This is a genomic window from Flavobacterium faecale (assembly GCF_048320115.1).
Taxonomy (GTDB): domain Bacteria; phylum Bacteroidota; class Bacteroidia; order Flavobacteriales; family Flavobacteriaceae; genus Flavobacterium; species Flavobacterium faecale_A.
Genome location: NZ_CP182943.1, coordinates 2,062,894 through 2,087,739 on the forward strand (window position 1 = coordinate 2,062,894; position 24,846 = coordinate 2,087,739).

Below are 24,846 nucleotides of genomic sequence, written 5' to 3' on the forward strand. Positions count from 1 at the left end.
AAATAGTGTTTTTCATAAAAGGATTTTCACTACGATCTGGGCTAATGTCATTAAGCAATCATCCCAATTGCCTTAGAGTGTTCAATCGCTTCGGAACTATCTTTAAAATAGCATACTTCTACATTTAAAGTATTAATGTTATTTAGAATTTTAGTCACATACTCTTTTTGAGTACTTCCAGTTTGACGAATGTAAACTGCTTTAATACTCAAAGGGAAAATTTTGCATATAGCCTCGTATAAACGAGCGTCTTCTTGTGTGTCATCACCTAATAAAACATATTTTAGATGCGGATAAAATTCTAAAACATGTTTTATTTTTTCAAATTTATGGTTATGTTTTTCGGGCTTAAACGACCAGAAGAACTGTCGCAAGTTGGTTTTAATGTCTTTAAGTAATAGTACGGCTTTGGGTAATTGATGTATCTCAGTAAACTTTATGATAAAGCGGTATAAATTCCACTCACTACTGGAAACATAAAAGAAGGTATTGCGTTCTTTTTGGTTTTCTCTTCCTGCTAAGCTCAGTGCTTGGTAGTGTAGCACCACATCTTCAAATATCTTTCTGTTAGTTACATTTTTAAATAATAGGTGGTATATTTTTTTTATCGGATTCTTAGTGTAAGAAACCAAAAAGGTATCGTCAATATCGGATATGATTCCCAAATCCCCCTGCTTTGGTCTGTTATAACTTTCCTGTGTTTCTATTTTTTGATTTTTATATACGATACTAACTTTGTAGTTTATCCAGCCATATTCATTTTGCATTAAAGGGATACAAAACTTAAAATAACCATCGTCTAGGGTTTTCGTATGTATTTTGGTATTATTATGTTCAAGGTACACATCAGCATTGGCTTGTGTTTTGATGCGAAACATGTTGATGGTTGCTGTTGCATTTTTGAACTTCTTGGATAAAAAATCGTAATCTTTTTTATTTGTAGGTTTAAAAACGTGTCCCATGACAATCAATTCTTGTTCATTGGCGTAACCACGGTATAGTTTTAAAATTGGCTTCATGATAGGGAATATTTTTGAAGTACAATGAAATTTAGTTATTTTTAAGCAATTATAGAAATGAAATAGTGAAAAAGAATGTATTATTGGTGGTGAATCCAGTTTCAGGTGGAGTAGATAAGGAGGAGTTTATTGAGGCGGTAAATGATTTTGCTTCTCATAAAGCGATTCAAGTAATTGTATATTTGACCACTGGGGTCGAAGATAAAATAAGAATTAAAGCCTTATTTACCGAATTTCAACCGGAACGAGTTATTGTTGCAGGAGGGGATGGCACCATAAAAATGGCTGGAGAAGCCTTGGCATATGAAAATGTTATTTTTGGAATCTTGCCTTTAGGTTCTTCCAATGGATTGGCAGTGGAATTGGATTTACTCAAAACCTTAGAAGAAAATATCCAAATTGCCTTTTGTAACGACTATGTTGAAATTGATATGGTCGTTATTAATGGGAGGAAAAGTCTTCACTTGAGTGATATAGGATTGAATGCGGTATTGATTAAGAATTACAAGAATAGCAAGATTCATGGGAAATGGGGTTATGCACTCCAAATCTTGAATACACTCCTACGTTCAAAAGGAAAATTTATAGCAACGATTTCAACCGAAAGAAAAACAATGGAATGTGAGGCTAATATGATTGTTATAGCCAATGCACAAAAGTATGGGACGGGAGTTGTTATCAATCCGCTAGGAGTGATTAACGATGGTAAATTTGAATTAGTAGTATTGAAAAACTTGAGTCTTTCTGTTTTTATTAAAATTGTTCTTGGAAATATGCCTATTAATTTCAAAGATGTTGAAATTATTTCTACAAAGTCAGCTAAGATTCTAGTTAATAAACCCATAAGTTTTCAGATAGATGGGGAGTATGTTGGTGAATTAACAGATTTAGAAATGGCAATTTCAAAAGAAAAAATGAGAGTTGCAGTAGGTTGATTTATTGGAATGGATTACGTTCTTGCCATGCTATTTTAGGTTCAAAGTAAGCAAAACTTTTTGCCATTAATTGATTTAAAAAGTAGTTTTCATGTTTAATCAGTCCAATCATCTCAATGGGCTTAGCTCCAACAGAGCTCTTGATTTCTAATGCTGTACGCGCAAAAATAATTCGTTTGTATTTTTTATTAATAGAATAGCCTATCATATCATACAGCATATTCAGATAGAGCATTTTATTTCGTTGGTGTTTTTCATCATATCCTAAGAAGTAAGTGTCAATATCTTCATGGTTTTTGATTAACGTATTGAATCCTATCAGTTCTTCATCAATAAAGTATCCGTAGAATAAAAAGTTATCTTTGAGTGTGGATTTAAATTCTTCGAAATGATTTTCAGCTAAATAAAAGGTATTGAAAGGGGCATTCTGAGCAACATTTAAGTATAATTGATTAATTTGTTTGTGGTATTTTTCAATTTCTGAAAGGGGTAATTTTCTTTTCGTTATCGCATCCGCTTTTTTACGGGCTCGTTTGTATTGATCTCGGTATTTCTTTGTCAAATCACTAATGTAATCATCAATAGTATGCCAAGAATCCTTAATAGGGAATACCATGTTCGGTTGGGTGTTGAAGCGGTAGTACGATTTGAAATTAGGAGTTTCGAATAAATTTGCTTTGGTTTTCAAGAAATCTTTGAAAACAGTCAAATGAATTTTGTGGTTCTGTTTTCTTAATTGAATTTTGAGCTCTTTTGCGGCTTCATTTAACGCAAGGATTCCATCGGTAACTTTTATTTGGGAACTAAATTGATAGCAATTTTGCCCCGTAAGCATGTTGTTTCCAATGATTAGAACATTTGAAATAAGTCGTTTAAAGATGAAATTCTTCAACATCGTTTTAAAACAATGATCTCGATCTCCTAATGAATTGACATTAGTCAAATTAATATACTGTGCTAATGAAACGCCTACCAATTTTTCTTTTTCAAAAATTCCTATAAAAAAGCAGACCATATTAATAGGAGCCGATTTCTCCAATATACTCAAGTAATCTTGGCTCAGAAAAATATTATTTGAAGCAATTAAGTCCCAATCAGTTGGGAAATTTTTTGTAGAAGAATAGGTTTGAAAAGTTAAGTTTGGTTTCAAGAAGTACATCTTTTATTAATGGTCTAAATTACTATTTAAAGTTAATATAGCATTCAGCTGGCTAAATTTTAACTAATTTTATAGTAATAAATATTTAAGCAATGGAAACATATAATGAGAATACCGCGAAACCTTTATTGGAAAAATTAAAAGACTGGGAATTCCACAATAACGGAATAGAGAAGAAATTTGTTTTTAAAAATTTTAATCGAGCACTAGGGTTCATAGTCCAAGTAGGTTTATTAGCTGAAAAAGCAAATCATCATCCAGAGTTATATAATGTTTACAATAAAGTGAATATAAGATTGTCTACGCATGATGCAAATGGACTAACAGATAAGGATTTTAATTTAGCGCAAGCTATTGAAGGAGTTTTGTGAAAGTAACTCGTTACCAGTTGGGTAACGAGTATAAAATTTGAAGATAGTTTATGCCCATGCACAAATAATCCCCCCCATTAACATAAAACTGACAATCCAATATCCTGCAGTTACGAGAGTATATTTCCAACTTTTTCTTTCGTACAATGCATTTGTTCCTACAATTGGCAATGCCATGAATATTCCTGTTATTGTTCCATGAAATACTCCATGTTTAAAAGTTCGGTATGTGGTTCCGTAATCTGCCATAAAAGCTTCATAGGATGGCTTGGCAATTGCTGGATCACCTCCTACCATACTAACAGCTCCCCATTGATGAATGGTAAGCATTTGAAGAACCATGGCAATTAGAAAAGCATAAAATACAGATAAAATAAATATAAGGGGCATATTAGCACCTTTCATTTTTTCTTCTGTCATTCCCGATTCTTGCATCCAGATGGTTCCAAATACTTTTGGATTGTACCAAATGAATCCAATGACTAAGGTAGAGGCCGCTGCAACTACTAAAGCAATGAAATTAATTTCCATATTGATTTGATTTAAAGGTTAGTATATCAAATATAGTTTTTTTTTAATAAGTTTGAATAGTAAGTTATTATTGAAAGGTAAGGATTACATAATTGGTTAAGTTATGCATTTCATCGATTTTTTTAGCGCATTATCTTTGTTTGTTTCTATATTTGAATATAATTAAAAAGTAAAATTGATTTGCCATGAGAAACTTATTTACATTTATTTTGACCGCTTTTGCTTCCTTATTGATGGTTGCTGAAGTTTCCTCTTCAGATAAAGCGACTTTGGTAAAATTGTATCATGCAACTAATGGAGCCAATTGGAATACTAAATGGGATATAACTACCCCAGTAAGCACTTGGTTTGGTGTAAAATTAGAAGGTGATAAAATTGTTGCAATCAATTTAAAAAACAATAATTTAGTAGGTGAGATTCCATCTGAAATTGTGACTCTTGCCGATTTACAAGTTTTAAATTTACACAAAAATAAAATTTCAGGTAAAATTCCTTCTGAATTAGGAAATCTAAAGAAACTACAAGTTCTTGATTTGTCTTTCAATAAACTTACAGGTGCAATTCCCGTCTCAATAGGAGAGAATGTGAATTTAGTAAATATTAGTTTGTTTATGAATAGACTATCTGGGGAGTTGCCTTCGCAAATTGGGAATTTAAAAAAATTAGAAGTCCTATCTCTTTTTAATAATGAAATCGAAGGGCAAATTCCAGCATCTTTATATAGTGTTAAAACTTTGAAAACTTTGCTTTTAAATAGTAATCAAATGACTGGAAATTTAAGCCCTAAAATTGCTGACCTAGTCGCACTTGAGAATTTAAGTTTGTTTGAAAATAACTTTGTTGGTCAAATACCATTTGAATTAGAAAAATTGAATAAACTGAAAGAAATGAATATTTCATACAATAAGTTTAGTGGTTTGACATCAAGAAAATTAGCAGTATTGGATACCTTGAATATGACAATGATGAATGAAAAGGGAGTGGCAGTGTTGTTAAATGTATCAATGGATATGAATAAAAGTGTAGCTGCAGAAGATTAAAAAATGTTTTTTCATAATGTTAGTAAATAAATTAGTTGAAAAAGCTGTCTTTTTAAGGCAGCTTTTTTTTTGCTTTTACCTGAGTTTTAAAAAACGGAAAAATAATCTGATAAAGTATTGTTCAAGTATTTTTGCCTGTAATTGATTTCAAATCTATTTTTTTAAAGAGGAATTCGTAGGTTTTATATAATAGGAACTTTTTTGTTTTATTATTGGTTTCATTAAAAATATGTCTAATAAATTTGTATAACCAATATTTAACCATATATTTGTGCAATCGATTACATTTTTGAATTTATTTATCATTTAAGATAATTGATGCTACTTTTTGAAAATATATAATTAATTAACTATGAACCAGGGTACTAAAAAGATTGGTAACTATCGTTGGACAATCTGTTCTTTATTGTTTTTTGCAACAACTATAAACTATTTGGACAGGCAAGTTCTTTCGTTAACATGGAAAGACTTCATCGCTCCAGAATTCCATTGGACAAATAATGATTACGGTAATATTACTGCTTTATTTTCAATATTTTATGCTGTTTCATTGTTGTTTGCAGGTCGATTTGTAGACTGGCTAGATACTAAAAAAGGTTTTTTATGGGCTATTGGGATTTGGTCTGTTGGAGCATGTTTACATGCTTTTTGCGGAATTGCTACTTCTGGAATTATTACAGGGAATTGGTTTGTAGGTTTTGAAGGTGCGAAAGAAACTTTAGAGACTGTTAATGATACTGGAATGGTGATTTCAGTGAGTGTTACCTTGTTTATTTTTGCTCGTTTTGTGTTGGCATTAGGAGAGGCAGGGAATTTTCCGGCAGCCATTAAAACAACAGCAGAGTATTTTCCTAAAAAAGACCGAGCATTTTCAACTAGTATTTTTAATGCGGGAGCAACAGTTGGTGCTTTGGCGGCTCCAATTACAATCCCTTTTATTGCTAAATGGTACGGTTGGGAGATGGCTTTTATCATTATTGGTGCTTTAGGATTTGTTTGGATGGGTTTTTGGGTTTTTATGTATGATAAACCAGAGAAGCATTCAAAAGTAAGTGCAGCTGAATTAGAATACATCCAACAAGATATTATCGCAGATAGCAAGATTGAAGGATATGTTCCCGAGAATACGGATAAAGTGTCATTAAAAGACTGTTTTAGATACAAACAAACATGGGCCTTTGCTTTTGGTAAGTTCATGACTGACGGTGTTTGGTGGTTTTTCCTATTCTGGACGCCAGCGTATTTAAGTTCGGTCTACGGAATGGATTCTGCTGAAGCTGCATTGCCACTGTTTGTACTGTACATGATTACTTTGCTATCTATTATTGGTGGATGGTTGCCAACTTATTTTGTAGAGAAGCAAGGAATGAACCCATACGAAGGTAGAATGCGATCGATGTTGATATTTGCATTTTTTCCATTGTTGGCTTTAGTAGCACAGCCTCTAGGTCATATTACTTATTGGTTGCCTGTAATCATTATTGGAATTGCAGGAGCTGCACACCAAGCTTGGTCTGCTAATATATTTACTACTGTGGGGGATATGTTTCCAAAAAAAGCCATTGCAACCATCACAGGTATCGGTGGATTAGCCGGAGGTGTTGGGTCTACTGTAATTAATAAGGGATCAGGGATGTTGTTTGACTACAGTAAAGAAACGAATATGTCTTTTATGGGATTTGAAGGAATAGAATCTGGTTACTTTATTATTTTTTCGATCTGTGCTGTTTGTTATTTAATAGGCTGGACTGTGATGAAATTGCTAGTTCCAGTATATCGTCCTATCACAGATTTATAAATAGTAAAAAAGGAGTAAGATCAATTCTGTCAAAATAGGAGCTGTAATTTTTGTTAATTTTTAACTTAGATAAAGAATTATAGTGATTTAATGTTATTTGTTTCTCTTTTGCTTTGTTTATGTAATCGATTGCTTTAATCTGATGGATTGTTTTTATATTGTTTTTGAAAGTATGTAATATGTAATTAGTGCTGTATGTTAAAGTACCAAATGAAAGTTGAACGAGAAAAATTATCTGATTGCAGAAAGGACATGCCTATTCTAATTAATAAACTAAAATAGTTGACTTAATGAATTTATTTAATTTAAAAGGAAAAACAGCGCTTATAACTGGAGGTACTCATGGGCTTGGATTAGCCATGGCCGAAGGTTTAGCTATAGCTGGAGCACAGCTTGTTATCACGGGGACAACTCCGTCTAAAATGGAGGAAGCTATTGCGTATTACAAGAGCAAAGGTTATCAAGCATCGGGTTATCTGTTTGATGTTACAGATGAAACAGCTGCAGCAAAGAATATGGTGTTAATTGCTCAGGAGGTTGGAGATATCCATATTCTTGTAAATAACGCTGGTATTATCAAGAGAGAATTAGCGATTACAATGCCTGTCAATGACTTTCGTAAAGTGATCGATGTTGATTTAGTTGGGCCATTTATTATGTCTCAATTAGTTGCAAAGCAAATGATTGAAAGAAGAGAAGGGAAGATTATTAATATTTGCTCTATGATGAGTGAGTTGGGGCGCAATAGTGTTTCCGCTTATGCCGCTGCAAAAGGAGGATTGAAGATGTTAACTCGAAATTTAGCCACAGAGTGGGCTAAGCACAATATTCAGGTCAATGGTATTGGTCCAGGCTATTTTGCAACTACTCAAACAGAGCCTATACGTGTTGATGGTCATCCATTTAATGAATTTATTGTAAATAGAACTCCTGCCGCACGATGGGGTAATCCCGAGGATTTAGCAGGTACAGCAGTTTTTTTGGCGTCAAAAGCAAGTGATTTTGTTAATGGTCAAATAGTTTATGTGGACGGAGGTATTCTAGCCACTATTGGGAAACCTTCAAATGAGAATTAATTTTTAAGAATTTTAAAATGAGTACAAAATTTATCAATGACAATTTTTTATTGGAAAATAAGTATGCTGAGGAGTTGTATCATAATTACTCTAAAAACCAGCCTATAATAGATTATCATAACCATTTATCTCCTAAGCATATTGCTGAGAATACAATTTTTAACAATATTACTAATGTGTGGATTGAAGGCGATCACTACAAATGGAGAGCGATGCGTACTTTGGGTATCAATGAGCAGTTTATTACTGGAAATGGATCTGATAAAGATAAATTCTTAAATTGGGCTAAGACTGTTCCGTATACAATGCGTAACCCTTTATACCATTGGACACATTTGGAATTGGCCCGTTACTTTGATATTTATGATTTGTTAAACGAAAAGTCGGCGGAGAAGATTTATACTGAAACTTCTCAAAAAGTCAACTCTCCAGCTTACAGTACTCAAAATTTACTTCGAAAGGTCAATGCCGAATTTGTTTGTACTACTGAAGATCCTATTGATACTTTAGAATACCATCAACAAATTGCCAAAAGTGATTTTGAAATTAAAGTAAGTACTGCATTTAGACCAGATAAAGCTATCTTAATTTCAAATGATGGGTATAATGAATATGTTGATACATTAGGGCAAATAGCAGGAGTGTCTATCAATACGTATGCAGATTTATGTACCGCATTACGCAACAGAATTACGTATTTTGATGAGAATGGTTGTAAACTTTGTGACCATGGATTAGACCAAGTTTATTTTGAAAACTATACAGAAAGTGAAGTAAATGCTATTTTCAAAAAGAAAAGAGCGCATCAAGAATTAAGCAATGAGGAAGCATTAAAATTCCAATCGGCTATTTTATTCTTCTTATTTGAAACGTATCATGAATTTGGATGGGTACAACAACTTCATCTGGGGGCCTTAAGAAATAATAATGCACGGATGCACCGTATTTTAGGGCCTGACACAGGTTGGGATTCTATTGGGGATTATCCACAAGCACAGAAACTTTCTGGTTTTTTGAATGCCTTAGATAGTAAAGACAAATTAACAAAAACAATTATATATAATTTAAATCCAGCTGATAATGAGGTGATGGCCACTATGATTGGAAATTTCAATGATGGTAGCGTGAAAGGAAAGGTTCAGTTTGGATCAGGATGGTGGTTTTTAGACCAAAAAGACGGAATGACTAAGCAATTGAATGCTCTTTCAAATATGGGGCTAATCAGCTGTTTTGTGGGAATGTTGACTGATTCAAGAAGCTTTTTGTCTTTTCCAAGACACGAATATTTTAGACGAATTCTTTGTAATCTTTTAGGTGATGAAATTAAAAGAGGAGAGCTGCCTAATGATATGGAGTGGATAGGAAAAATGGTGTCGGATATCAGTTATAATAACGCTAAAGAATATTTTAAATTTTAATTCATCGTATGAATAATGAAAAAGTTAAATAGAAAAAATACAGGGTTGGAGCAATTAAATCCAATAAAGGTAGTACAATTTGGTGAAGGGAACTTCTTAAGAGCTTTTGTTGATTATGCTTTTCAAAGATTAAATAATGAAGTTGATTTCAATGCTGGTATTGCAATGGTTCAACCATTGGCCGGTGGTATGGTAAACATGATTAACGATCAGGATGGTCTTTATACATTGTTTATGAATGGGATAAAAAAAGGCGAAAAAATACAAGATATTCAATTGATTACTAATGTTGTAAAAGGGGTCAATCCTTATACGGAATTTGCAAATTATTTAGCATTAGCCAAAGAAGAAGAATTGCAATTTATTGTTTCTAATACTACTGAAGCTGGAATTGAATACGTTGATACTGACACTCCAGATATGCAGCCACCAAGTTCATTTCCTGCAAAGTTAACGCTTTTATTATACGAAAGATTCAAACATTTCAATGGAGATGCTTCCAAAGGATTGACTATCATTCCTTGTGAATTAATTGATTATAATTCAGAAGCTTTGAAAAAATGCATCTTGCAATATTGCGAATTATGGAAGTTGGAAGAAGTATTTGTGACTTGGGTTTCAGATGCTTGTACATATCACAGTACTTTGGTTGATAGAATTGTTCCTGGATATCCAAGAGCTGAAATTGATGAATACAACAGTAAGTTAGATTATCAGGATAATTTAATTGTTGCTGCTGAGCCATTTTTCCTTTGGGCAATTGAAGGTGGGGATGATTTAAAACAAAAGTTACCATTCCATAAAACAAATTTGAATGTGAAAATTGTTGAAGATATCCGTCCTTTCAAAATGATTAAAGTGCGTATTTTGAACGGAGCGCATACAGCAATGGTTCCTGTTTCTCTTTTGTTTGGCAACAAATTAGTAATGGAAACGGTTAATGGAAGTTTTACTGGGCCGTTTGTAGACAATGTTATCAGTGAAATTAGCGAAACACTCCCTATGGATAAAAACGAAATTACTGCTTATGCTGAAGAAGTAATGGATCGTTTTAAAAATCCATTTATCAAACATGCATTGGCTGATATTGCTTTAAATTCAATTTCAAAATTCAAAGTACGAGTTTTACCAAGTTTATTAGGTTATTACAATACTAATAAAAAATTACCAACTAGTTTGACTTTTTCATTAGCTTGTTTAATTCAATTCTACAAAGGAACTTGGAAAAATGAAGTGCTACCAGTAAAAGACACACCAGAATTAGTTGAAGCGTTCAAAAATGCTTGGCAATTAGGAACTTTAGATTCAGTTGTAGCTGCTGTTTTAGCTAATGCGGAATTCTGGGGAGATGATTTAACAAAAATTAAAGGTTTGTCTGAAGCTTTAGTGGTAGCTTTAAATGAAATTGAAACCAATGGAATTGAAAATGGCTATGCTAATTTCGCTAAATCAGTACTAGTCTAGAACTTCAAAAATAAATATCATGCAAAAAAAATTAATAAAAGTAAATCCATCTGATAATGTTGCTGTAGCATTAGTGAATCTAGTTGCAGGTGAAGTTATCAGCTTCGAAGGTGAGGAAATCACTATCGAATCGGATGTAAAAATGAAACATAAAATTGCGATGTATCCTTTTGAAACGGGAGAACGCATTATTATGTATGGTGTTTTAGTTGGAAAAGCAAGTGCTCCTATTGCAAAAGGTGGATTGCTTTCTACTGCAAATGTGAAGCATGAGAGCGCAAAAGTATCTGGAAAAACAGATACTATTGGTTGGGAAGTGCCTAATGTTGACAAATGGAAAGACAAAACTTTTATGGGATACCATAGAGAAGACGGACAAGTTGGTACTGAAAATGTTTGGTTGTTCTTCCCATTGGTATTTTGTGAAAATAGAAATATCGAAATCTTAAAAGGAATTTTCGAAAAGGAATTAAAAAAACCAAAAGAAAACGATTACCAATTGTTATTACGTTCTTTAGTAAATTCTGAAAAAGGTGCTGATGAAGTTGTTGAAAAATCAACAGAAGTAGATTTGTTTGAAAATATTGAAGTAAAATTCATCCAGCATCAAGGGGGTTGTGGTGGAATTCGTCAGGATTCGCATAGTTTGGCTAAATTATTAGCTGGTTATGTCAACAATCCTAATGTGGCTGGTGCAACTGTTTTGAGTTTAGGTTGCCAAAACTTACAAATATCGATCTTCCAAGACGCTATGAAAGCGATTAATCCAGACTATAGCAAGCCTGTTTTAATTTATGACCAACAACAAATCGGAACTATCGAAGAAATGTTGAGTACAGTTGTAAAAGATTCTTTTGCTGCTATCAAGGAAGCTAATAAAATAGTTAGAAAACCAGCTCCATTATCTAAATTAAGAATTGGTTTGGAATGTGGTGGTTCTGATGGATTTTCAGGTATTTCTGCTAACCCAACATTAGGAGTGTTATCAGATAAATTAGTAGCTCTTGGTGGAACTACAATTCTTTCTGAATTTCCAGAATTATGTGGAGTTGAGCAAGAATTAGTTAACCGTTGTGTAGATGACAAAGACGGAAAACGTTTCTTAGAATTAATGCAATGGTATGAAAAAACTGTTATTGATGCCGGTTCTGGATTTGATATGAATCCATCCCCAGGAAATATCAAAGATGGCTTGATTACAGATGCAATGAAATCAGCTGGTGCTGCTAAAAAAGGTGGAACTTCACCAATTGTAGGTGTTTATGATTATGGAGAATATATCACTGAACCAGGTTTTACCTTGTTGTGTACGCCTGGAAATGATGTAGAATGTACTACTGCAATGGTAGGTTCAGGAGCAAATATGGTATTGTTTACAACAGGTTTAGGAACTCCTACAGGAAATCCAATTGCACCAGTTGTAAAAGTATCTTCTAATACTCAACTGGCTCAAAAAATGTCTGATATTATCGATTTTAACACTGGTGAAATCATCACAGGTGAAAAAACCATTAATGAAACGGCTGATGAAATGCTAGATTTTATTATTAAAGTCGCTAGTGGTGAGATTAAAACCAAAGCGGCTATCTTGAATCAGAATGATTTTATTCCTTGGAAAAGAGGGGTTTCATTATAATAATCTCGAACTAAAAAAAAACGTGAAATTTAAAATTTCACGTTTTTTTTTTAGTTTTTATTTTATTCTGGTGCTAGACTTCCTAATGTGTAATATGGGATTTAAAACAATTTTTTTCTCAATTTTAATGTCCTCTTTATTGTTGATTTGCTCCAAAAATACTTTTGCGGCCATTTTTCCCATTTCAAGAGGTGATTGATCAATTGTTGTAATGGATAGCTCCATAAATTTAGTAAAAGGCTCATTTCCAAATCCCATTACGCAAATATCTTCGGGTATTTTTAATCCTGCTTTTTTGATAAATTTGATAGCTCCTAAAGCAGCAAAATCACTGGCAGAAAATATTGCATCTGGTGGATTGGGGAGTTTTAATAATTTTTTTGCAACCGTAGCGCCATCCTCTTGATTACTTCTTGCACGAAGCACATATTCTTCGTTAAAATCTAATCCGTTATCTTCTAGTGCTTGTTTATATCCCTTAAAACGATTTTCATAGATTTCTAATGCTTGATCTCCGCACATATGTGCAATTCGGGTGCAACCTTGTTCTATTAAATGTTGTGTAGCAATATATCCAGCATTAAAATCATCTATAGAAACAGAGCTTACTCCATCTATGTTTTTTTTCCTATCGAAGAAAATTAAAGGTACTTTTTTTCGAAGAACTTGCTGAATAATCTTTTCATTTTTCTTAGACTCATTAGTGATTGAAATCATAATTCCATCCACTTGAGCATCAAGTAGCGTGTTGATGTTTTCAATTTCTCTGTTTTCGTCCTCATGAGTTTGACAAATAATAACATTGTATTTGTTAGGATGCAATTCTTCCTCAATCCCTCGAATAGTAGTTCCAAAAAAATTAGTATTTACACGTGGTACAATTACACCAATCATTCCACTTCGACCACTTTTTAGTGCAAGTGCAAGCCTGTTTTGTTTGTAGTTCATTTTTTCGGCCGTATCCATAACTAGCTTAATGGTGTTTTCGCTTATTTTAGGATTTTTATTCAAAGCCCTAGAAACTGTAGCAGCTGATATGTCAAGCTTTTTGGCTATGTCGTAAATTGTGGTTTTTTTACTCATTATGGAATAAGATATTTTAAAGTGCGTAAAAGTAGTTTTTTTTCTTTAATATGTAAAGTATAAGACATGTAATCGATTATCGATAAAAATAGAACTTACAGGTTTAATATTTTTTCTGTATTTAAATGTGTAGAATATGAATTTTTTAGTGATGTATTTAATAAGTGTTATAAAAATAAGTGTTTTTTTTATGGTTCATATAATTTTGACTGTTTTTTTTTGGTTTTAAGCTAATATATTTCTACTTTTGTGTAATCGATTGCATAACGATGATGTTTCGCTGGTTTTTTGTGTGGATTTGAGTAAGTTAATATTGTATAATGATGAAACGAAATTTATTTTTATTGTTTGTTTTGGTTTTAAGCATTTCCTGTAAATCTACGAAACAGCCAAAAGCTGTATCTAGTCCTTGGAATTTGATGAAAACAATTGAAGCTCAAATTGTAGTGCCTGCTTTTAAGAATAAAACCTATAATGTTATTGCTTACGGTGCCATTGGCGATGGGAAAACGGATAATACTAGAGCAATCAATTCAGCTATTTTAAATTGTTCCAATGAAGGTGGTGGAAAAGTTCTTGTGCCATCGGGGAAATATTATACAGGTCCAATCAATTTACAAAACAATGTTAATTTGCATTTGGCTGAAGGAGCTGAAATTTTATTCAGTACCAATCCTAAAGATTATCCTATTGTTCATACTTCTTTTGAAGGGACCGAAGTAATGAATTATTCGCCTCTAGTCTACGCTTACCAAAAAACAAATGTTGCCTTGACTGGCAAAGGAATCTTGAATGGTCAAGCGAGTAATGATAATTGGTGGTTTTGGTGTGGTGCTGAAATGTACGGATGGAAAAAAGGAATGCCAAATCAAAAAGAGCCTCAAAACCTTTTTCGCTTGATGGATATGGCAGAAGAAGGAGTTCCAGTTTCTAAAAGAGTTTTTGGCGAAGATCGTTACCTAAGACCAACATTTATCGATTTTTTTGAGTGTACTAATGTGCTTTTAGAAGGGATCAAAATAGTAAAGGCACCTTTTTGGGTCATTCATCCTATGAAATCAACTAATGTGACTATTGATGGTGTAACAGTAGAAAGCCACGGACCTAATAATGACGGTTGCGATCCCGAATATTCTAAAAATGTAATAATAAAGAATTGTGTTTTTAATACTGGAGACGATTGCATCGCTATCAAATCAGGCAGAAATGCAGATGGAAGACGAGTGGCAATCCCTAGTGAGAATATTATAGTACGAAATTGCAAAATGATTGACGGTCACGGTGGAGTGGTGATAGGAAGTGAAATTTCAGCTGGTGTTCGAAATGTATTTGTCGAAAACTGTTTGATGGATAGTCCCAATTTAGATCGTGCCATACGAATCAAATCGAATTCTAAACGCGGTGGACTAGTAGAGAATGTCTATGTTCGAAACCTAGAGGTGGGACAAGTAAAAGAAGCGGTATTGAAAATCAATATGTTTTATGGTATCTACGGAAAACAAGAAGGAAATTTTATTCCTGAAGTGCGCAATGTGTTCCTTGAAAATGTAAAAGTAAAAAATGGTGGTAAATTCGGAATATTAGCCAATGGCTATAAAGAATTACCCATTCAAAATATAAGATTTATGAATGTCACCATTGATAAAGTCGACAAAGAGTATTCGATAGATAATGTGGTGGGATTGCAATTTATAAATACTCGTATTAACGGGAATTTGATGCAAAGTCCATAATAAAGCATAACTTTTACTTTCGATTTGTTTGACATTCGAAAGAACTGTTATTTAGTTAATTTAATTTTTTTTTTTGGTTTTTTGAGTTTTTAAGAGGAGCTTGACTGGTTATCAAGCTCCTTCTTAAATTCAAAAGGAGAAGTAGGATATGAAAAAAACAGTGCTAATATTACTATTTATTGTAACCAATATTTTTGGTCAAGAACCGTATCCTATTGATACTTCATATACTGTAAAAAGTACTTATGCAAAACTAATTCGTAATTATCCCGACATCAAAATCCCTAAAAAAAGCACATCAAAAAACGTTCAAGAGAAATTCAATATTATTTATAAGAATGAAAATGCACGTGCATTACATTTGGATGCTTTTTTCAATACAACAAGAAACAACAACCCTGCAATACTGTTGATTCATGGTGGTGGATGGAGATCAGGGAACAAAGCGCTCATGCATATTTTAGCTCAAAAAATAGCGAAAGAAGGGTACTCTTGTTTTGCTATAGAGTACCGATTATCTTTAGAAGCTAAATATCCAGAAGGGATTTATGATATAAAGAACGCCATACAATTTGTGAAGGAAAATGCATCAAAGTATCATGTTGATGCCAATAAAATTGTCGTTTTAGGTTGTTCAGCTGGTGGACAAATGGCGGCTTTGGTAGGGACAACAAATAATAATGCAACTTTTGAAAAAAAGTCAATCAGTAAACAAAATACCAATGTTGCTGCTATTGTGAATATAGATGGAATATTAGCGTTTAAACATCCAGAATCACAGGAAGGTGAGATGGCTGCTTTTTGGTTGGGTGGAACTTATGAGGAAAATCCTCAAAATTGGGAGAACGCATCGGCTTTAAGCCATGTTAGTCAAAACACACCTCCTATGTTGTTTATAAACAGTAGTTTTAAACGGTTTCATGCTGGTAGAGATGATGTTATTAAAGTGTTGAACCAATTTAATATTTATAGCGAAGTACATTCGCTTCCTAATTCGCCGCACTCTTTTTGGTTGTTTGAACCATGGCTAGAACAAACAGTGACACATACCACACGATTTTTAAATAAAATTTTCAAATAAAATAATATTAATGAAAACAATACTATCATTATCAGTACTAGTTGTTTTAGGATTGTCCAGCTGTAAAACACAGAATAAAAATGAAATAAGTAAGGCTAAAACCTATGCTGAAATATCGGTTAAAGAAGGTGGAAAATGGGAAGGTAGAAAGTATATAGGCGGTACTTTTAAAAATGTACAGGAATTGCAATTGGCCCCTGAGCACACAGACCACTCGTTTGATATTCGCTATGAAGGTCCAGGTTGGGAAAGTGATAAAATTGGATATCGTTTGTATCTGGACTGGCGCAATGCCATTGATATTTTTGGAAAAAAAACCGAAGCTATGATTTTACCTCAGGTAGGTCAAGACGGGTTTGATTCCTATCACGAAATGAGTGACTGGGGCGCTGATATTTTAAAAGCAGGAAAAGGAATTGGTATTGGTTCTATCGATCGTTATTTGAATAATGAAAGACTACACTTCTATAAGGTGGACGCAACGAGTGCCAAGGTAATCAATGATAAATCAAAATCAACGGTTAAAATCAATTACAGCGGTTGGGAAACGGCTTCAAATAAAATTGACTTTAGTTCGGAGTTAACGATAAAACCGGGTCAACGTTACACCCAACATACTATTCAAGCCTCTAAAGCGATTGAGGGAATTTGTACGGGAATTGTAAAACAGAAAAATACCGAAATTTTAAAGAGAACCAGTACTAATAAAAAATGGGCGTATCTAGCTACTTATGGGACACAGTCCTTAGTCCCAGACAAGTTGGGAATGGCTATTTTTTATGAAATTAGTACTGTTGCTGATGTGGTGGATGCTCAGTTTGATCATTTATTGATTTTTAAACCAACTACAAAAGCCGTAACTTTTTACTTTTTAGGCGCTTGGGAACAGGAAGTTAACGGAATTAAAAGCCAAGAAGCTTTTGTGGATTATTTGAATGAAAAATTAGAGTTGCTGAACAATAAAAACAAAATATAATTACAGTTATAATGGTAAAGACAATAAAAAAAGGTGGTTTTATAGCTATCGCTTTGATAGTAGTTTTAGGATATACAAGTTGTAAAACAACCTCTCAAACAACTACAAAAAATGGAGGGATTTCTAAAGATTTAAAATGGTCTGAAAGAATGGCACAAACAGTGATGAAAAGTCACGAACAATCCTATATGATTGATGATGCCAAAGAGCCTAAATGGGATTATGTACACGGTTTGGTTTTAACTTCGATTCAAGTACTGAATAAGAAAATAAACAACCCAGCCTATCACAATTACGTGAAAAGCTATGCAGATATTTTAATTGACGAAAAAGGAGTTATAAAAACTTATGAAATCGAAAAGTACAATATAGACATGGTGGTGGCAGGTCGTATTTTATTTGATTTGTATGCCAGTACGAAAGACAATCGTTATTTGGTTGCCATGCAAACCTTGAAAAAACAAATTGAAAACCAACCGAGAACACCAAGTGGTGGATTTTGGCATAAAAAAGTGTATCCGAACCAAATGTGGTTGGACGGTCTTTATATGGGGCAGCCGTTTTACACGCAGTACACAGTTACTTTTGAAAATGGAAAAAATTTGGATGACATCGCCAAGCAATTTGAATTGATTCAAATGCATGCTACTGATAAAAAAACAGGATTGTTGTACCACGGTTGGGACGAAAGTAAAAAAATGCCATGGGCTAATCCAGAATCTGGAACTTCTCCAAATTTTTGGTCTAGATCGATTGGATGGTATGTAATGGCATTGGTAGATGTTTTGGACTATTTTCCAAAAGACCATCCAAAGCAAAAAGAATTGGTGGGTTATTTGAATAATGTTGCGAACAGTTTGACTCAATTTCAAGACCAATCGGGATTGTGGTACCAAGTAACGGATATGGGCGGAAAAGAAGGTAATTACTTGGAAGCTTCAGGAAGCGCAATGTTTGCTTATGCTTATGCAAAAGGAGCAAACAAAGGATATTTACCCGCTAAATTTAAAGTTTTGGCCAATAAAGCATTTGATGGTTTGACTAATGATTTGGTTAAATTAGGTGATAACGGAGAAGTAATTCTAACGCAAGCATGTGCAGTAGCAGGTCTTGGTGGAAAACCGTATCGAGATGGGTCTTACGAATATTATGTAAACGAAAGAAAAAAAGATAACGATCCTAAAGCGACAGGGCCTTTTATTTTGGCTGCTTTAGAATTGAATCGATAAGTTTAGGATGAAGTATCAATTGAAATATACCCTCTTTTTATTTTTTGTCTTTTGTCAAGGAACTATTGGACAGAAACAATTAAAATCATCAGTTTGGATATCTGACAATGCTGATGGAACCTATATAAATCCTGTTTTACATGCCGATTATTCGGACCCTGATGTGATTAGGGTAGGTGATGATTACTTCATGACGGCCTCTTCCTTTAATTGTGCGCCGGGTTTGCCTATTTTGCATTCCAAAGACATGATTAATTGGGATTTGGTCAATTATGCTTTGCCACGACAAACGCCACTCGACGTTTTCGCGCAACCGCAACATGGGAACGGAGTATGGGCACCCTGCATTAGGTATCATAAAAATGAATTTTATATCTATTATCCTGATCCTGATTATGGAATTTACATGATAAAGACCAAGAATCCTAAGGGGGTTTGGTCGACACCAATTTTAGTCAAAGCTGGAAAAGGATTGATTGACCCCACACCACTTTGGGATGATGACGGAAAGGTCTATTTAGGCTATGCTTTTGCAGGAAGTAGAGCGGGAATCAAAAGTTTATTGGCAATTTGTACAATGAATAGTGCGGGAACTTTGGCAAACCAAGATGATGTAATAATCATTGATGGTCATGAGGGAGAAACGACAATTGAAGGCCCTAAATTGTACAAACGCAATGGCTACTATTATGTTTTTGCACCTGCTGGTGGAGTTCCTACTGGTTGGCAAACGGTGATGCGATCCAAAAATATATATGGACCTTATGAAAAACGAAAAGTTTTGGAACAAGGTAGTACAGCGGTAAACGGGCCACATCAAGGAGCTTGGGTACAAACGCAAACTGGCGAAGATTGGTTTTTTCATTTTCAAGATAAAGCTGCTTATGGTCGAATTGTGCATTTGCAACCTATGAAATGGATCAACAATTGGCCCGTGATAGGAATGGACCAAGACGGTAATGGAATAGGGGAACCAGTGATGTCCTATAAAAAGCCAAATGTAGGGAAGCAATATCCAATGGTGACGCCGCCAGATTCGGATGAGTTCAACGAACCCAAATTAGGTTTGCAATGGCAATGGCACGCTAATCCGCAAGTATATTGGGGATTCCCGTCAACTATGGGGTATTATACCCTGTATTGCCGTCCCAAGCCTGAGAATTCAGTAAATTTATATGATGTGGGGAATTTGCTATTGCAAAAATTTCCTGCAGAGGAATTTACCGCCACAGCCAAAATGACTTTTAATGCGAGATTTGACGATGAGGAAGTAGGTTTGTTAATCATGGGATTGGATTACAGTTATTTGAAGGTTAAATTCTCAAATGGGAAATTCATTTTATCGCAAGTGGTTTGCAAAGACGCTGATAAAAAAGGAAGCGAATTTGAAAAAGGTAAGACAGAATTGCTAAACGGTACTTTTTATTTACAAGTGAAAGTGAGTAAAGGTGGTATTTGTAATTTCTTTTATAGTGAGGACGGTAAAGAATTTACAGCCATTGGAACCAATTTTAAAGCGAGAGAAGGAAAATGGATTGGCGCTAAAATAGGATTTTTGGCACTAAGAAATGGTACAATCAATGATGCAGGAAATGTAAATATTGATTGGTTTAGAATTACAAAATAAGATCATTAATATTCGATTTTTCGAAGTAAAAAAAATAAGAATGAAGAATTTTTGCAAAATACTAAGCGTACTTTTTTTAAGTATGGCATGGAATAGTTCGGCTCAGCTGTTGAATAAATCTTGGGGGAGTGTTACAGAAAAAGAAGAAGGTGCTTGGTTTGCTTCGGATGAGGCCAAAGCTATTGCCGAAAATGTTTTGTTGTACCAAAGAAATATTGGAGGATGGCCAAAAAATATTCAGATGCAAAAGCCTTTGACTGAGGCTGAAAAAAAAGAACTTTTGGATCTAAAACCGGACACGCATGACGTTACAACAGACAATGGTGCGACTTATCAAGAAATGGTTTTTCTATCTAAAATGTACCGACAAGTACCAGATGAACGATATAAAAAAGCTTTTTTAGCGGGTTTGGATTATATTTTAGAAGCACAATATGATAACGGGGGATGGCCTCAATTTTATCCTTTGAAAAAAGGCTATTATACACATATTACTTACAATGATGATTCGATGGTGAATATCCTGAATGTTCTAAAGGAAATTAAAGACAAAACAGATTATTTTTCGATTCAACCAAATGAAAAAACAATTGAAAAAGTTAAGGCCGCTTTTGATAAAGGCATCGATTGTATTCTTAAAACACAATACAAACAAAATGGAGTGTTGACAAGTTGGTGTGCGCAACATGACGAAAACACATTAGAACCTGCCAAAGCTCGGGCCTATGAATTACCTTCTTTGAGCGGGAAAGAGTCGGCTAAAATTGTCTTGTTGTTAATGTCGATTGAGAACCCTTCATCTGATGTCATTAACGCAGTAAATAGCGCCGTAGCTTGGTTCGAAAAAGTTAAAATTACTGGTTTAAGAGAAGACCGTACTGTTGAAAACGGGAAGATTGTAGATAAAAAAATAGTTGTAGATGTTACTGCAAAACCATTATGGGCGCGCTTTATGGAATTAGAGGACAATAAACCTTTTTTCTGTGATAGAGATGGAGTCAAAAAGTATTCTCTTGCTGAAATAGGTGCGGAACGTCGCAACGGTTATGCTTGGTACACTAACGAACCTAAAGAAGTTTTGAAATCCTATGATGAGTGGAAAAAAAAACTTCCAACAGAACTGAGTTCAAAAAAAAAAGTAGGTACTAAAACGCCTAGAGATGAGTATAATATGGTGGTAGCTCTTGATGGAAGTGGCGATTTTACCAGTATTCAAGACGCTATCAATGCAGCCAAGGCTTTTCCGCCACAACGAGTAATTATCAATGTAAAAAATGGTCTCTATCATGAAAAAGTAAAAATTCATGAGTGGAACAGCCATATTTCGATAATTGGAGAAAGTAGAGACAAAACAATAATTACTTATGACGATTATTTTGATAAAATTAATTTAGGTCGAAATAGTACTTTTTATACGTCAACCGTTCTTGTTGAAGGGGATGATTTTTATGCCGAAAATATAACGATACAAAATACTGCCGGTAAGGTGGGCCAAGCGATAGCTTTATCTGTCAATGCTAATAGAGTATTACTTTCTCGATGTAATATATTAGGAAATCAAGATACTTTATACCTAACAGGAAATGGAAGTAAACAGTATTTCAAAGATTGCTATATCGAAGGAACAACTGATTTTATTTTTGGACAAGCAACTGTTTTATTCGAAAGATGTGAGATTCATAATTTGAGTAATTCCTATATTTCCGCTGCTTCTACTCCAGATAATGTGGCCTTTGGTTTTGTTTTTAAAAATTGTCGTTTGACTGCTGCACAAGGAGTCAAGGAAGCTTATTTAGGTCGGCCTTGGCGCATCCATGCTAAAACAGTTTTTATAGAATCTGAGATTGGGAAACATATTAAACCAGAGGGTTGGAATGATTGGGACAAAGCTGAAACACATCAAACCGCCTATTATGGTGAATACAATTGTACAGGAGAAGGTTTTCAACCCAAACTACGTGTGAATTGGTCGCATCAATTGAAAAAGAAAGAAGCTAAAAAATATACAATTAAAAATATTTTAGGTACAAATTCAAAAGGGAAACAGTGGTATGAACAATTTAATCAATAGAACTATGTCTTATTTTAATTTTATCTTTTTACTATTTGTAATGCTGAATTGTTCTGCCCAAAAAGCAACTATTTACAGTATTGGAGACTCTACTATGGCTGATAAAGTGAACCCTAATGAAAATCCAGAATTTGGTTGGGTACAAGTTTTACCTTCTTTTTTTACGACTGAGGTTAAGATTCATAATCATGCTGTTAATGGGAGAAGCAGTCGTAGTTTTATTGCCGAAAAAAAATGGGAGGCGGTGTATAATTCTCTAAAATCTGGAGATTATGTTTTCATTCAGTTTGGACACAATGATGCTAAAATTGCTGATTCAGCACGTTACACAAATCCACATACGGCTTACCGTCATAATCTGATTCGGTTTGTTACTGAAAGCCGCAAAAAAGGAGCTGTTCCAATTTTGTTCTCCTCAATTGCAAGAAGAAATTTTAACGAAAATGGGGTTTTAGTAAGTACTCATGGAGATTATCCTTTGGAAGCGAGATTGGTAGCTCAAGAATATAAAGTACCTTTTATTGATTTAGAATATTTTTCAGAACAGTTAGAAATGCGTTATGGACCAGAAAAGTCTAAAGAGTTGCATTTGCATTTTGCGGCTGGGGAACATCCCTATTATAAAGAGGCAAAAAATGACGACACCCATTTGTCAAAATTAGGGGCAACTGAAATAGCTAAGATTGTTGCAGTCCAACTCAAAGAAACCAATCTAGAATTGAAAAAATACTTGAAGTAAATCAGATGAAAAAGATTATTATTTGTTGTTCGTTTTTTCTTTTTACAACCTTGATCGTTGCACAATCTGCGACAAAGAACACAACAGTTGAAATAGAAAATATTATCAAAAGGATACAGTTGCCTAGTATTCCTCATAATCGCTTTTTCGTAACTGATTTTGGTGCCAAGGGAGATTCGGTTACAAATTGTAAAAAGGCCTTTGACAAAGCTATGGTGGCTTGTGCTAGGAAAAAAGGTGGAGTTATTGTTGTTCCTAAAGGAGTTTACACTATTAACGGTCCGATTCATTTTGAATCTAATGTGGAACTGCACTTAGAAGCGGGGGCTCGCATTCGATTTGGGTCTAACCCAAAAGATTATCCATTGGTATTAACGAGTTGGGAAGGCACGATGTTGTACAATTACAGTCCATTGATTTATGGGAATACTGTTGAAAACGTAGCTATAACCGGTGAGGGTGTAATTGATGGTGAGGCAAATCATACTTGGATTAAATGGAAGCCGTTAGAGGAGGCCGACAAACTTTTAAGTCGGGAGATGAATCATAAAGAAGTGCCCGTAAAAAAGCGAATCTTTGGTCAAGGGCATTATTTGAGACCGCAATTGATTCAGTTTATTAATTCCAAGAATATTTTGATTGAAGGGGTTCGAATTGAAGACTCTCCATTTTGGTGTGTTCATTTATTGAAATCTAAAAACATTACCATTCGAAATATTAAATACGATGCGCAGAACTATAATAATGACGGAATTGATCCTGAATATTCCAGTGATATTTTGATTGAGAATGTACAGTTTAATAATGGTGATGATAATATTGCAATCAAGGCTGGTCGCGATACTGAAGGCCGTGTGAATAGCCATACTCCTTCAGAAAATATCGTTATCAGAAATTGTTTTTTTAAAGGATTGCATGCCGTTGTGATAGGAAGCGAAATGTCTGCGGGCGTTAGAAATGTATTTGTAGATAATTGTAAAGCAGTAGGATATTTAAAAAGAGGAATCTATATTAAAACCAATTCAGATCGTGGGGGGTACATAAAAGATATTTATTTTTCTAACCTTCAATTCGGTAAAGTGGAAGATTGTATTTATATGACGGCCAATTACCATGGTGAAGGTAGCGGTAATCATCCTTCTAAAATAGCTAATATTCATTTGTCCAATATAAATTGTGACGAAGCTACCCAAACTGCTATTGTTATTGAAGGTTTTCCAGAGTCAAAAGTAGAAGACGTTTTCTTGAATCAGATTACAATAAAATCGGCTAAAAACGGTATGACAGTGACGAATACTTCAAATGTTGTTGTTAACGAGCTAGTTATCGGAGATAAAATAGGCGTTCCTACTGCTGTGAAGTAGGTTTTCTCTAATTTAATGATTAACTTTAATTCAGATTATTGATTTTTCTATTGTAGTTGGAAAAATTATTAGTTACTTATCTTAATCTAATTCAAAAGAAAAATTGGGTTTCCACAATTGGATTTAATATCTGAAATTTAAATTATTACCTAATTATGTAATCGATTACCTTAGTTTATTGAATTTTATTTTGCTAATTGTTCTTTTTTTTAAAACAAATGATTTAGAATTCTTAGCTTTTAAGAGTTTATTGTGATGATATGTTTAATTTTTAAATCAAAAATCAGCAAAACGTTATGAATAATGAAAAATATAGTACTTTTTTTTATATGATGTGTTTTTTACTTGTTTTTTCGAAATTAATGCATAAATTTGTGTAATCGATTGCATTAGTTGTTTTGTTCGATTGTTTTTTAAGGTTGAGAGCTGCTATAAGAAAATGTAAATGGAGAAGTGAAAAATCTATTTATGTTGGTTGGGAAAAAAAAATAAAAAA

20 protein-coding genes are annotated in these 24,846 nt (G+C 33.8%); 16 read left to right on the top strand and 4 right to left on the bottom strand.

What is annotated here, in order from left to right; translation table 11 throughout:
• Positions 1 to 50: 50 nt before the first annotated feature.
• Complete coding sequence (locus ACNH59_RS08625; protein WP_418262144.1) at positions 51 to 1,019, bottom strand: App1 family protein; 969 nt, start codon at positions 1,017 to 1,019, stop codon at positions 51 to 53.
• Between the two features lie 65 nt (positions 1,020 to 1,084).
• On the opposite strand from ACNH59_RS08625, the gene ACNH59_RS08630 reads away from it, so the two are divergent.
• Positions 1,085 to 1,954, top strand: coding sequence for a diacylglycerol/lipid kinase family protein (locus ACNH59_RS08630; protein ID WP_418262145.1), 870 nt, complete (start codon positions 1,085 to 1,087; stop codon positions 1,952 to 1,954).
• Position 1,955: 1 nt separating this feature from the next.
• Here ACNH59_RS08630 and ACNH59_RS08635 read toward each other — a convergent pair whose 3' ends face one another.
• The gene (locus tag ACNH59_RS08635) at positions 1,956 to 3,113 is read right to left on the bottom strand and encodes an 8-amino-7-oxononanoate synthase (RefSeq protein ID WP_418262146.1); all 1,158 of its coding nucleotides are present in this window, start codon (positions 3,111 to 3,113) and stop codon (positions 1,956 to 1,958) included.
• 92 nt (positions 3,114 to 3,205) lie between these two features.
• Between ACNH59_RS08635 and ACNH59_RS08640 the strand changes: the two genes are divergently transcribed.
• Positions 3,206 to 3,484 (top strand): 4a-hydroxytetrahydrobiopterin dehydratase, encoded by a 279-nt coding sequence (locus ACNH59_RS08640; protein WP_418262147.1) that lies wholly within the window; start codon positions 3,206 to 3,208, stop codon positions 3,482 to 3,484.
• A gap of 48 nt (positions 3,485 to 3,532) precedes the next feature.
• Here the strand turns inward: ACNH59_RS08640 and ACNH59_RS08645 are convergent, their stop codons facing one another.
• On the bottom strand, positions 3,533 to 4,015 hold the full coding sequence (locus ACNH59_RS08645; RefSeq protein WP_418262148.1) for a DUF1761 domain-containing protein: 483 nt from the start codon (positions 4,013 to 4,015) through the stop codon (positions 3,533 to 3,535).
• A gap of 185 nt (positions 4,016 to 4,200) precedes the next feature.
• Here ACNH59_RS08645 and ACNH59_RS08650 point away from each other — a divergent pair, with 185 nt between their 5' ends.
• From ACNH59_RS08650 to ACNH59_RS08675, 6 genes are all read left to right on the top strand, one after another.
• Positions 4,201 to 5,055: a leucine-rich repeat domain-containing protein gene (locus tag ACNH59_RS08650; protein WP_418262149.1), complete on the top strand. Its 855-nt coding sequence runs from the start codon at positions 4,201 to 4,203 to the stop codon at positions 5,053 to 5,055.
• 352 nt (positions 5,056 to 5,407) lie between these two features.
• Positions 5,408 to 6,853, top strand: a complete 1,446-nt coding sequence (locus tag ACNH59_RS08655) for an MFS transporter (RefSeq protein WP_418262150.1) — start codon at positions 5,408 to 5,410, stop codon at positions 6,851 to 6,853.
• A 290-nt stretch (positions 6,854 to 7,143) separates the two neighbouring features.
• Positions 7,144 to 7,929 carry a gluconate 5-dehydrogenase gene (locus ACNH59_RS08660; protein WP_418262151.1) on the top strand — a complete coding sequence of 262 codons (786 nt, stop codon included), beginning with the start codon at positions 7,144 to 7,146 and terminating at the stop codon, positions 7,927 to 7,929.
• A 17-nt stretch (positions 7,930 to 7,946) separates the two neighbouring features.
• Entirely contained in the window at positions 7,947 to 9,347 is a 1,401-nt protein-coding gene (gene uxaC / locus ACNH59_RS08665; RefSeq protein ID WP_418262152.1) for a glucuronate isomerase, read from the top strand.
• A 15-nt stretch (positions 9,348 to 9,362) separates the two neighbouring features.
• On the top strand, positions 9,363 to 10,811 hold the full coding sequence (locus ACNH59_RS08670; protein WP_418262153.1) for a tagaturonate reductase: 1,449 nt from the start codon (positions 9,363 to 9,365) through the stop codon (positions 10,809 to 10,811).
• A 19-nt stretch (positions 10,812 to 10,830) separates the two neighbouring features.
• Positions 10,831 to 12,447 carry a UxaA family hydrolase gene (locus ACNH59_RS08675; RefSeq protein WP_418262154.1) on the top strand — a complete coding sequence of 539 codons (1,617 nt, stop codon included), beginning with the start codon at positions 10,831 to 10,833 and terminating at the stop codon, positions 12,445 to 12,447.
• A 57-nt stretch (positions 12,448 to 12,504) separates the two neighbouring features.
• Here ACNH59_RS08675 and ACNH59_RS08680 read toward each other — a convergent pair whose 3' ends face one another.
• Entirely contained in the window at positions 12,505 to 13,530 is a 1,026-nt protein-coding gene (locus ACNH59_RS08680) for a LacI family DNA-binding transcriptional regulator (protein WP_418262155.1), read from the bottom strand.
• Positions 13,531 to 13,850: 320 nt separating this feature from the next.
• Here ACNH59_RS08680 and ACNH59_RS08685 point away from each other — a divergent pair, with 320 nt between their 5' ends.
• The 8 genes from ACNH59_RS08685 to ACNH59_RS08720 all read left to right on the top strand — a co-directional run bounded on the left by ACNH59_RS08685 (position 13,851) and on the right by ACNH59_RS08720 (position 24,350).
• Positions 13,851 to 15,263 carry a glycoside hydrolase family 28 protein gene (locus ACNH59_RS08685; RefSeq protein ID WP_418262156.1) on the top strand — a complete coding sequence of 471 codons (1,413 nt, stop codon included), beginning with the start codon at positions 13,851 to 13,853 and terminating at the stop codon, positions 15,261 to 15,263.
• A gap of 148 nt (positions 15,264 to 15,411) precedes the next feature.
• On the top strand, positions 15,412 to 16,344 hold the full coding sequence (locus ACNH59_RS08690) for an alpha/beta hydrolase fold domain-containing protein (RefSeq protein WP_418262157.1): 933 nt from the start codon (positions 15,412 to 15,414) through the stop codon (positions 16,342 to 16,344).
• A gap of 10 nt (positions 16,345 to 16,354) precedes the next feature.
• Entirely contained in the window at positions 16,355 to 17,320 is a 966-nt protein-coding gene (locus tag ACNH59_RS08695) for a DUF4861 family protein (RefSeq protein ID WP_418262158.1), read from the top strand.
• An 11-nt stretch (positions 17,321 to 17,331) separates the two neighbouring features.
• Entirely contained in the window at positions 17,332 to 18,549 is a 1,218-nt protein-coding gene (locus ACNH59_RS08700; protein ID WP_418262159.1) for a glycoside hydrolase family 88/105 protein, read from the top strand.
• Between the two features lie 7 nt (positions 18,550 to 18,556).
• On the top strand, positions 18,557 to 20,176 hold the full coding sequence (locus ACNH59_RS08705; RefSeq protein WP_418262160.1) for a glycoside hydrolase 43 family protein: 1,620 nt from the start codon (positions 18,557 to 18,559) through the stop codon (positions 20,174 to 20,176).
• A 40-nt stretch (positions 20,177 to 20,216) separates the two neighbouring features.
• Positions 20,217 to 22,247 carry a pectate lyase gene (gene pelA, locus ACNH59_RS08710; RefSeq protein WP_418262161.1) on the top strand — a complete coding sequence of 677 codons (2,031 nt, stop codon included), beginning with the start codon at positions 20,217 to 20,219 and terminating at the stop codon, positions 22,245 to 22,247.
• Positions 22,228 to 22,986, top strand: a complete 759-nt coding sequence (locus ACNH59_RS08715) for a rhamnogalacturonan acetylesterase (RefSeq protein ID WP_418262162.1) — start codon at positions 22,228 to 22,230, stop codon at positions 22,984 to 22,986. The genes pelA and ACNH59_RS08715 overlap by 20 nt, the downstream gene beginning before the upstream one ends.
• A 5-nt stretch (positions 22,987 to 22,991) precedes the next feature.
• On the top strand, positions 22,992 to 24,350 hold the full coding sequence (locus tag ACNH59_RS08720) for a glycoside hydrolase family 28 protein (protein ID WP_418262163.1): 1,359 nt from the start codon (positions 22,992 to 22,994) through the stop codon (positions 24,348 to 24,350).
• Positions 24,351 to 24,846 lie beyond the last annotated feature (496 nt).

Bases quoted from the DNA above. Each gene is read 5' to 3' on its own strand.
- ACNH59_RS08625 (WP_418262144.1), bottom strand. From the start codon at position 1,019: ATGAAGCCAATTTTAAAACTATACCGTGGTTACGCCAATGAACAAGAA.
- ACNH59_RS08715 (WP_418262162.1), top strand. From the start codon at position 22,228: ATGAACAATTTAATCAATAGAACTATGTCTTATTTTAATTTTATCTTT.
- ACNH59_RS08680 (WP_418262155.1), bottom strand. From the start codon at position 13,530: ATGAGTAAAAAAACCACAATTTACGACATAGCCAAAAAGCTTGACATA.
- ACNH59_RS08670 (WP_418262153.1), top strand. From the start codon at position 9,363: ATGAAAAAGTTAAATAGAAAAAATACAGGGTTGGAGCAATTAAATCCA.
- ACNH59_RS08660 (WP_418262151.1), top strand. From the start codon at position 7,144: ATGAATTTATTTAATTTAAAAGGAAAAACAGCGCTTATAACTGGAGGT.
- ACNH59_RS08695 (WP_418262158.1), top strand. From the start codon at position 16,355: ATGAAAACAATACTATCATTATCAGTACTAGTTGTTTTAGGATTGTCC.
- pelA (WP_418262161.1), top strand. From the start codon at position 20,217: ATGAAGAATTTTTGCAAAATACTAAGCGTACTTTTTTTAAGTATGGCA.
- uxaC (WP_418262152.1), top strand. From the start codon at position 7,947: ATGAGTACAAAATTTATCAATGACAATTTTTTATTGGAAAATAAGTAT.
- ACNH59_RS08650 (WP_418262149.1), top strand. From the start codon at position 4,201: ATGAGAAACTTATTTACATTTATTTTGACCGCTTTTGCTTCCTTATTG.
- ACNH59_RS08685 (WP_418262156.1), top strand. From the start codon at position 13,851: ATGATGAAACGAAATTTATTTTTATTGTTTGTTTTGGTTTTAAGCATT.
- ACNH59_RS08640 (WP_418262147.1), top strand. From the start codon at position 3,206: ATGGAAACATATAATGAGAATACCGCGAAACCTTTATTGGAAAAATTA.
- ACNH59_RS08700 (WP_418262159.1), top strand. From the start codon at position 17,332: ATGGTAAAGACAATAAAAAAAGGTGGTTTTATAGCTATCGCTTTGATA.
- ACNH59_RS08675 (WP_418262154.1), top strand. From the start codon at position 10,831: ATGCAAAAAAAATTAATAAAAGTAAATCCATCTGATAATGTTGCTGTA.
- ACNH59_RS08655 (WP_418262150.1), top strand. From the start codon at position 5,408: ATGAACCAGGGTACTAAAAAGATTGGTAACTATCGTTGGACAATCTGT.
- ACNH59_RS08690 (WP_418262157.1), top strand. From the start codon at position 15,412: ATGAAAAAAACAGTGCTAATATTACTATTTATTGTAACCAATATTTTT.
- ACNH59_RS08720 (WP_418262163.1), top strand. From the start codon at position 22,992: ATGAAAAAGATTATTATTTGTTGTTCGTTTTTTCTTTTTACAACCTTG.
- ACNH59_RS08705 (WP_418262160.1), top strand. From the start codon at position 18,557: ATGAAGTATCAATTGAAATATACCCTCTTTTTATTTTTTGTCTTTTGT.
- ACNH59_RS08635 (WP_418262146.1), bottom strand. From the start codon at position 3,113: ATGTACTTCTTGAAACCAAACTTAACTTTTCAAACCTATTCTTCTACA.
- ACNH59_RS08645 (WP_418262148.1), bottom strand. From the start codon at position 4,015: ATGGAAATTAATTTCATTGCTTTAGTAGTTGCAGCGGCCTCTACCTTA.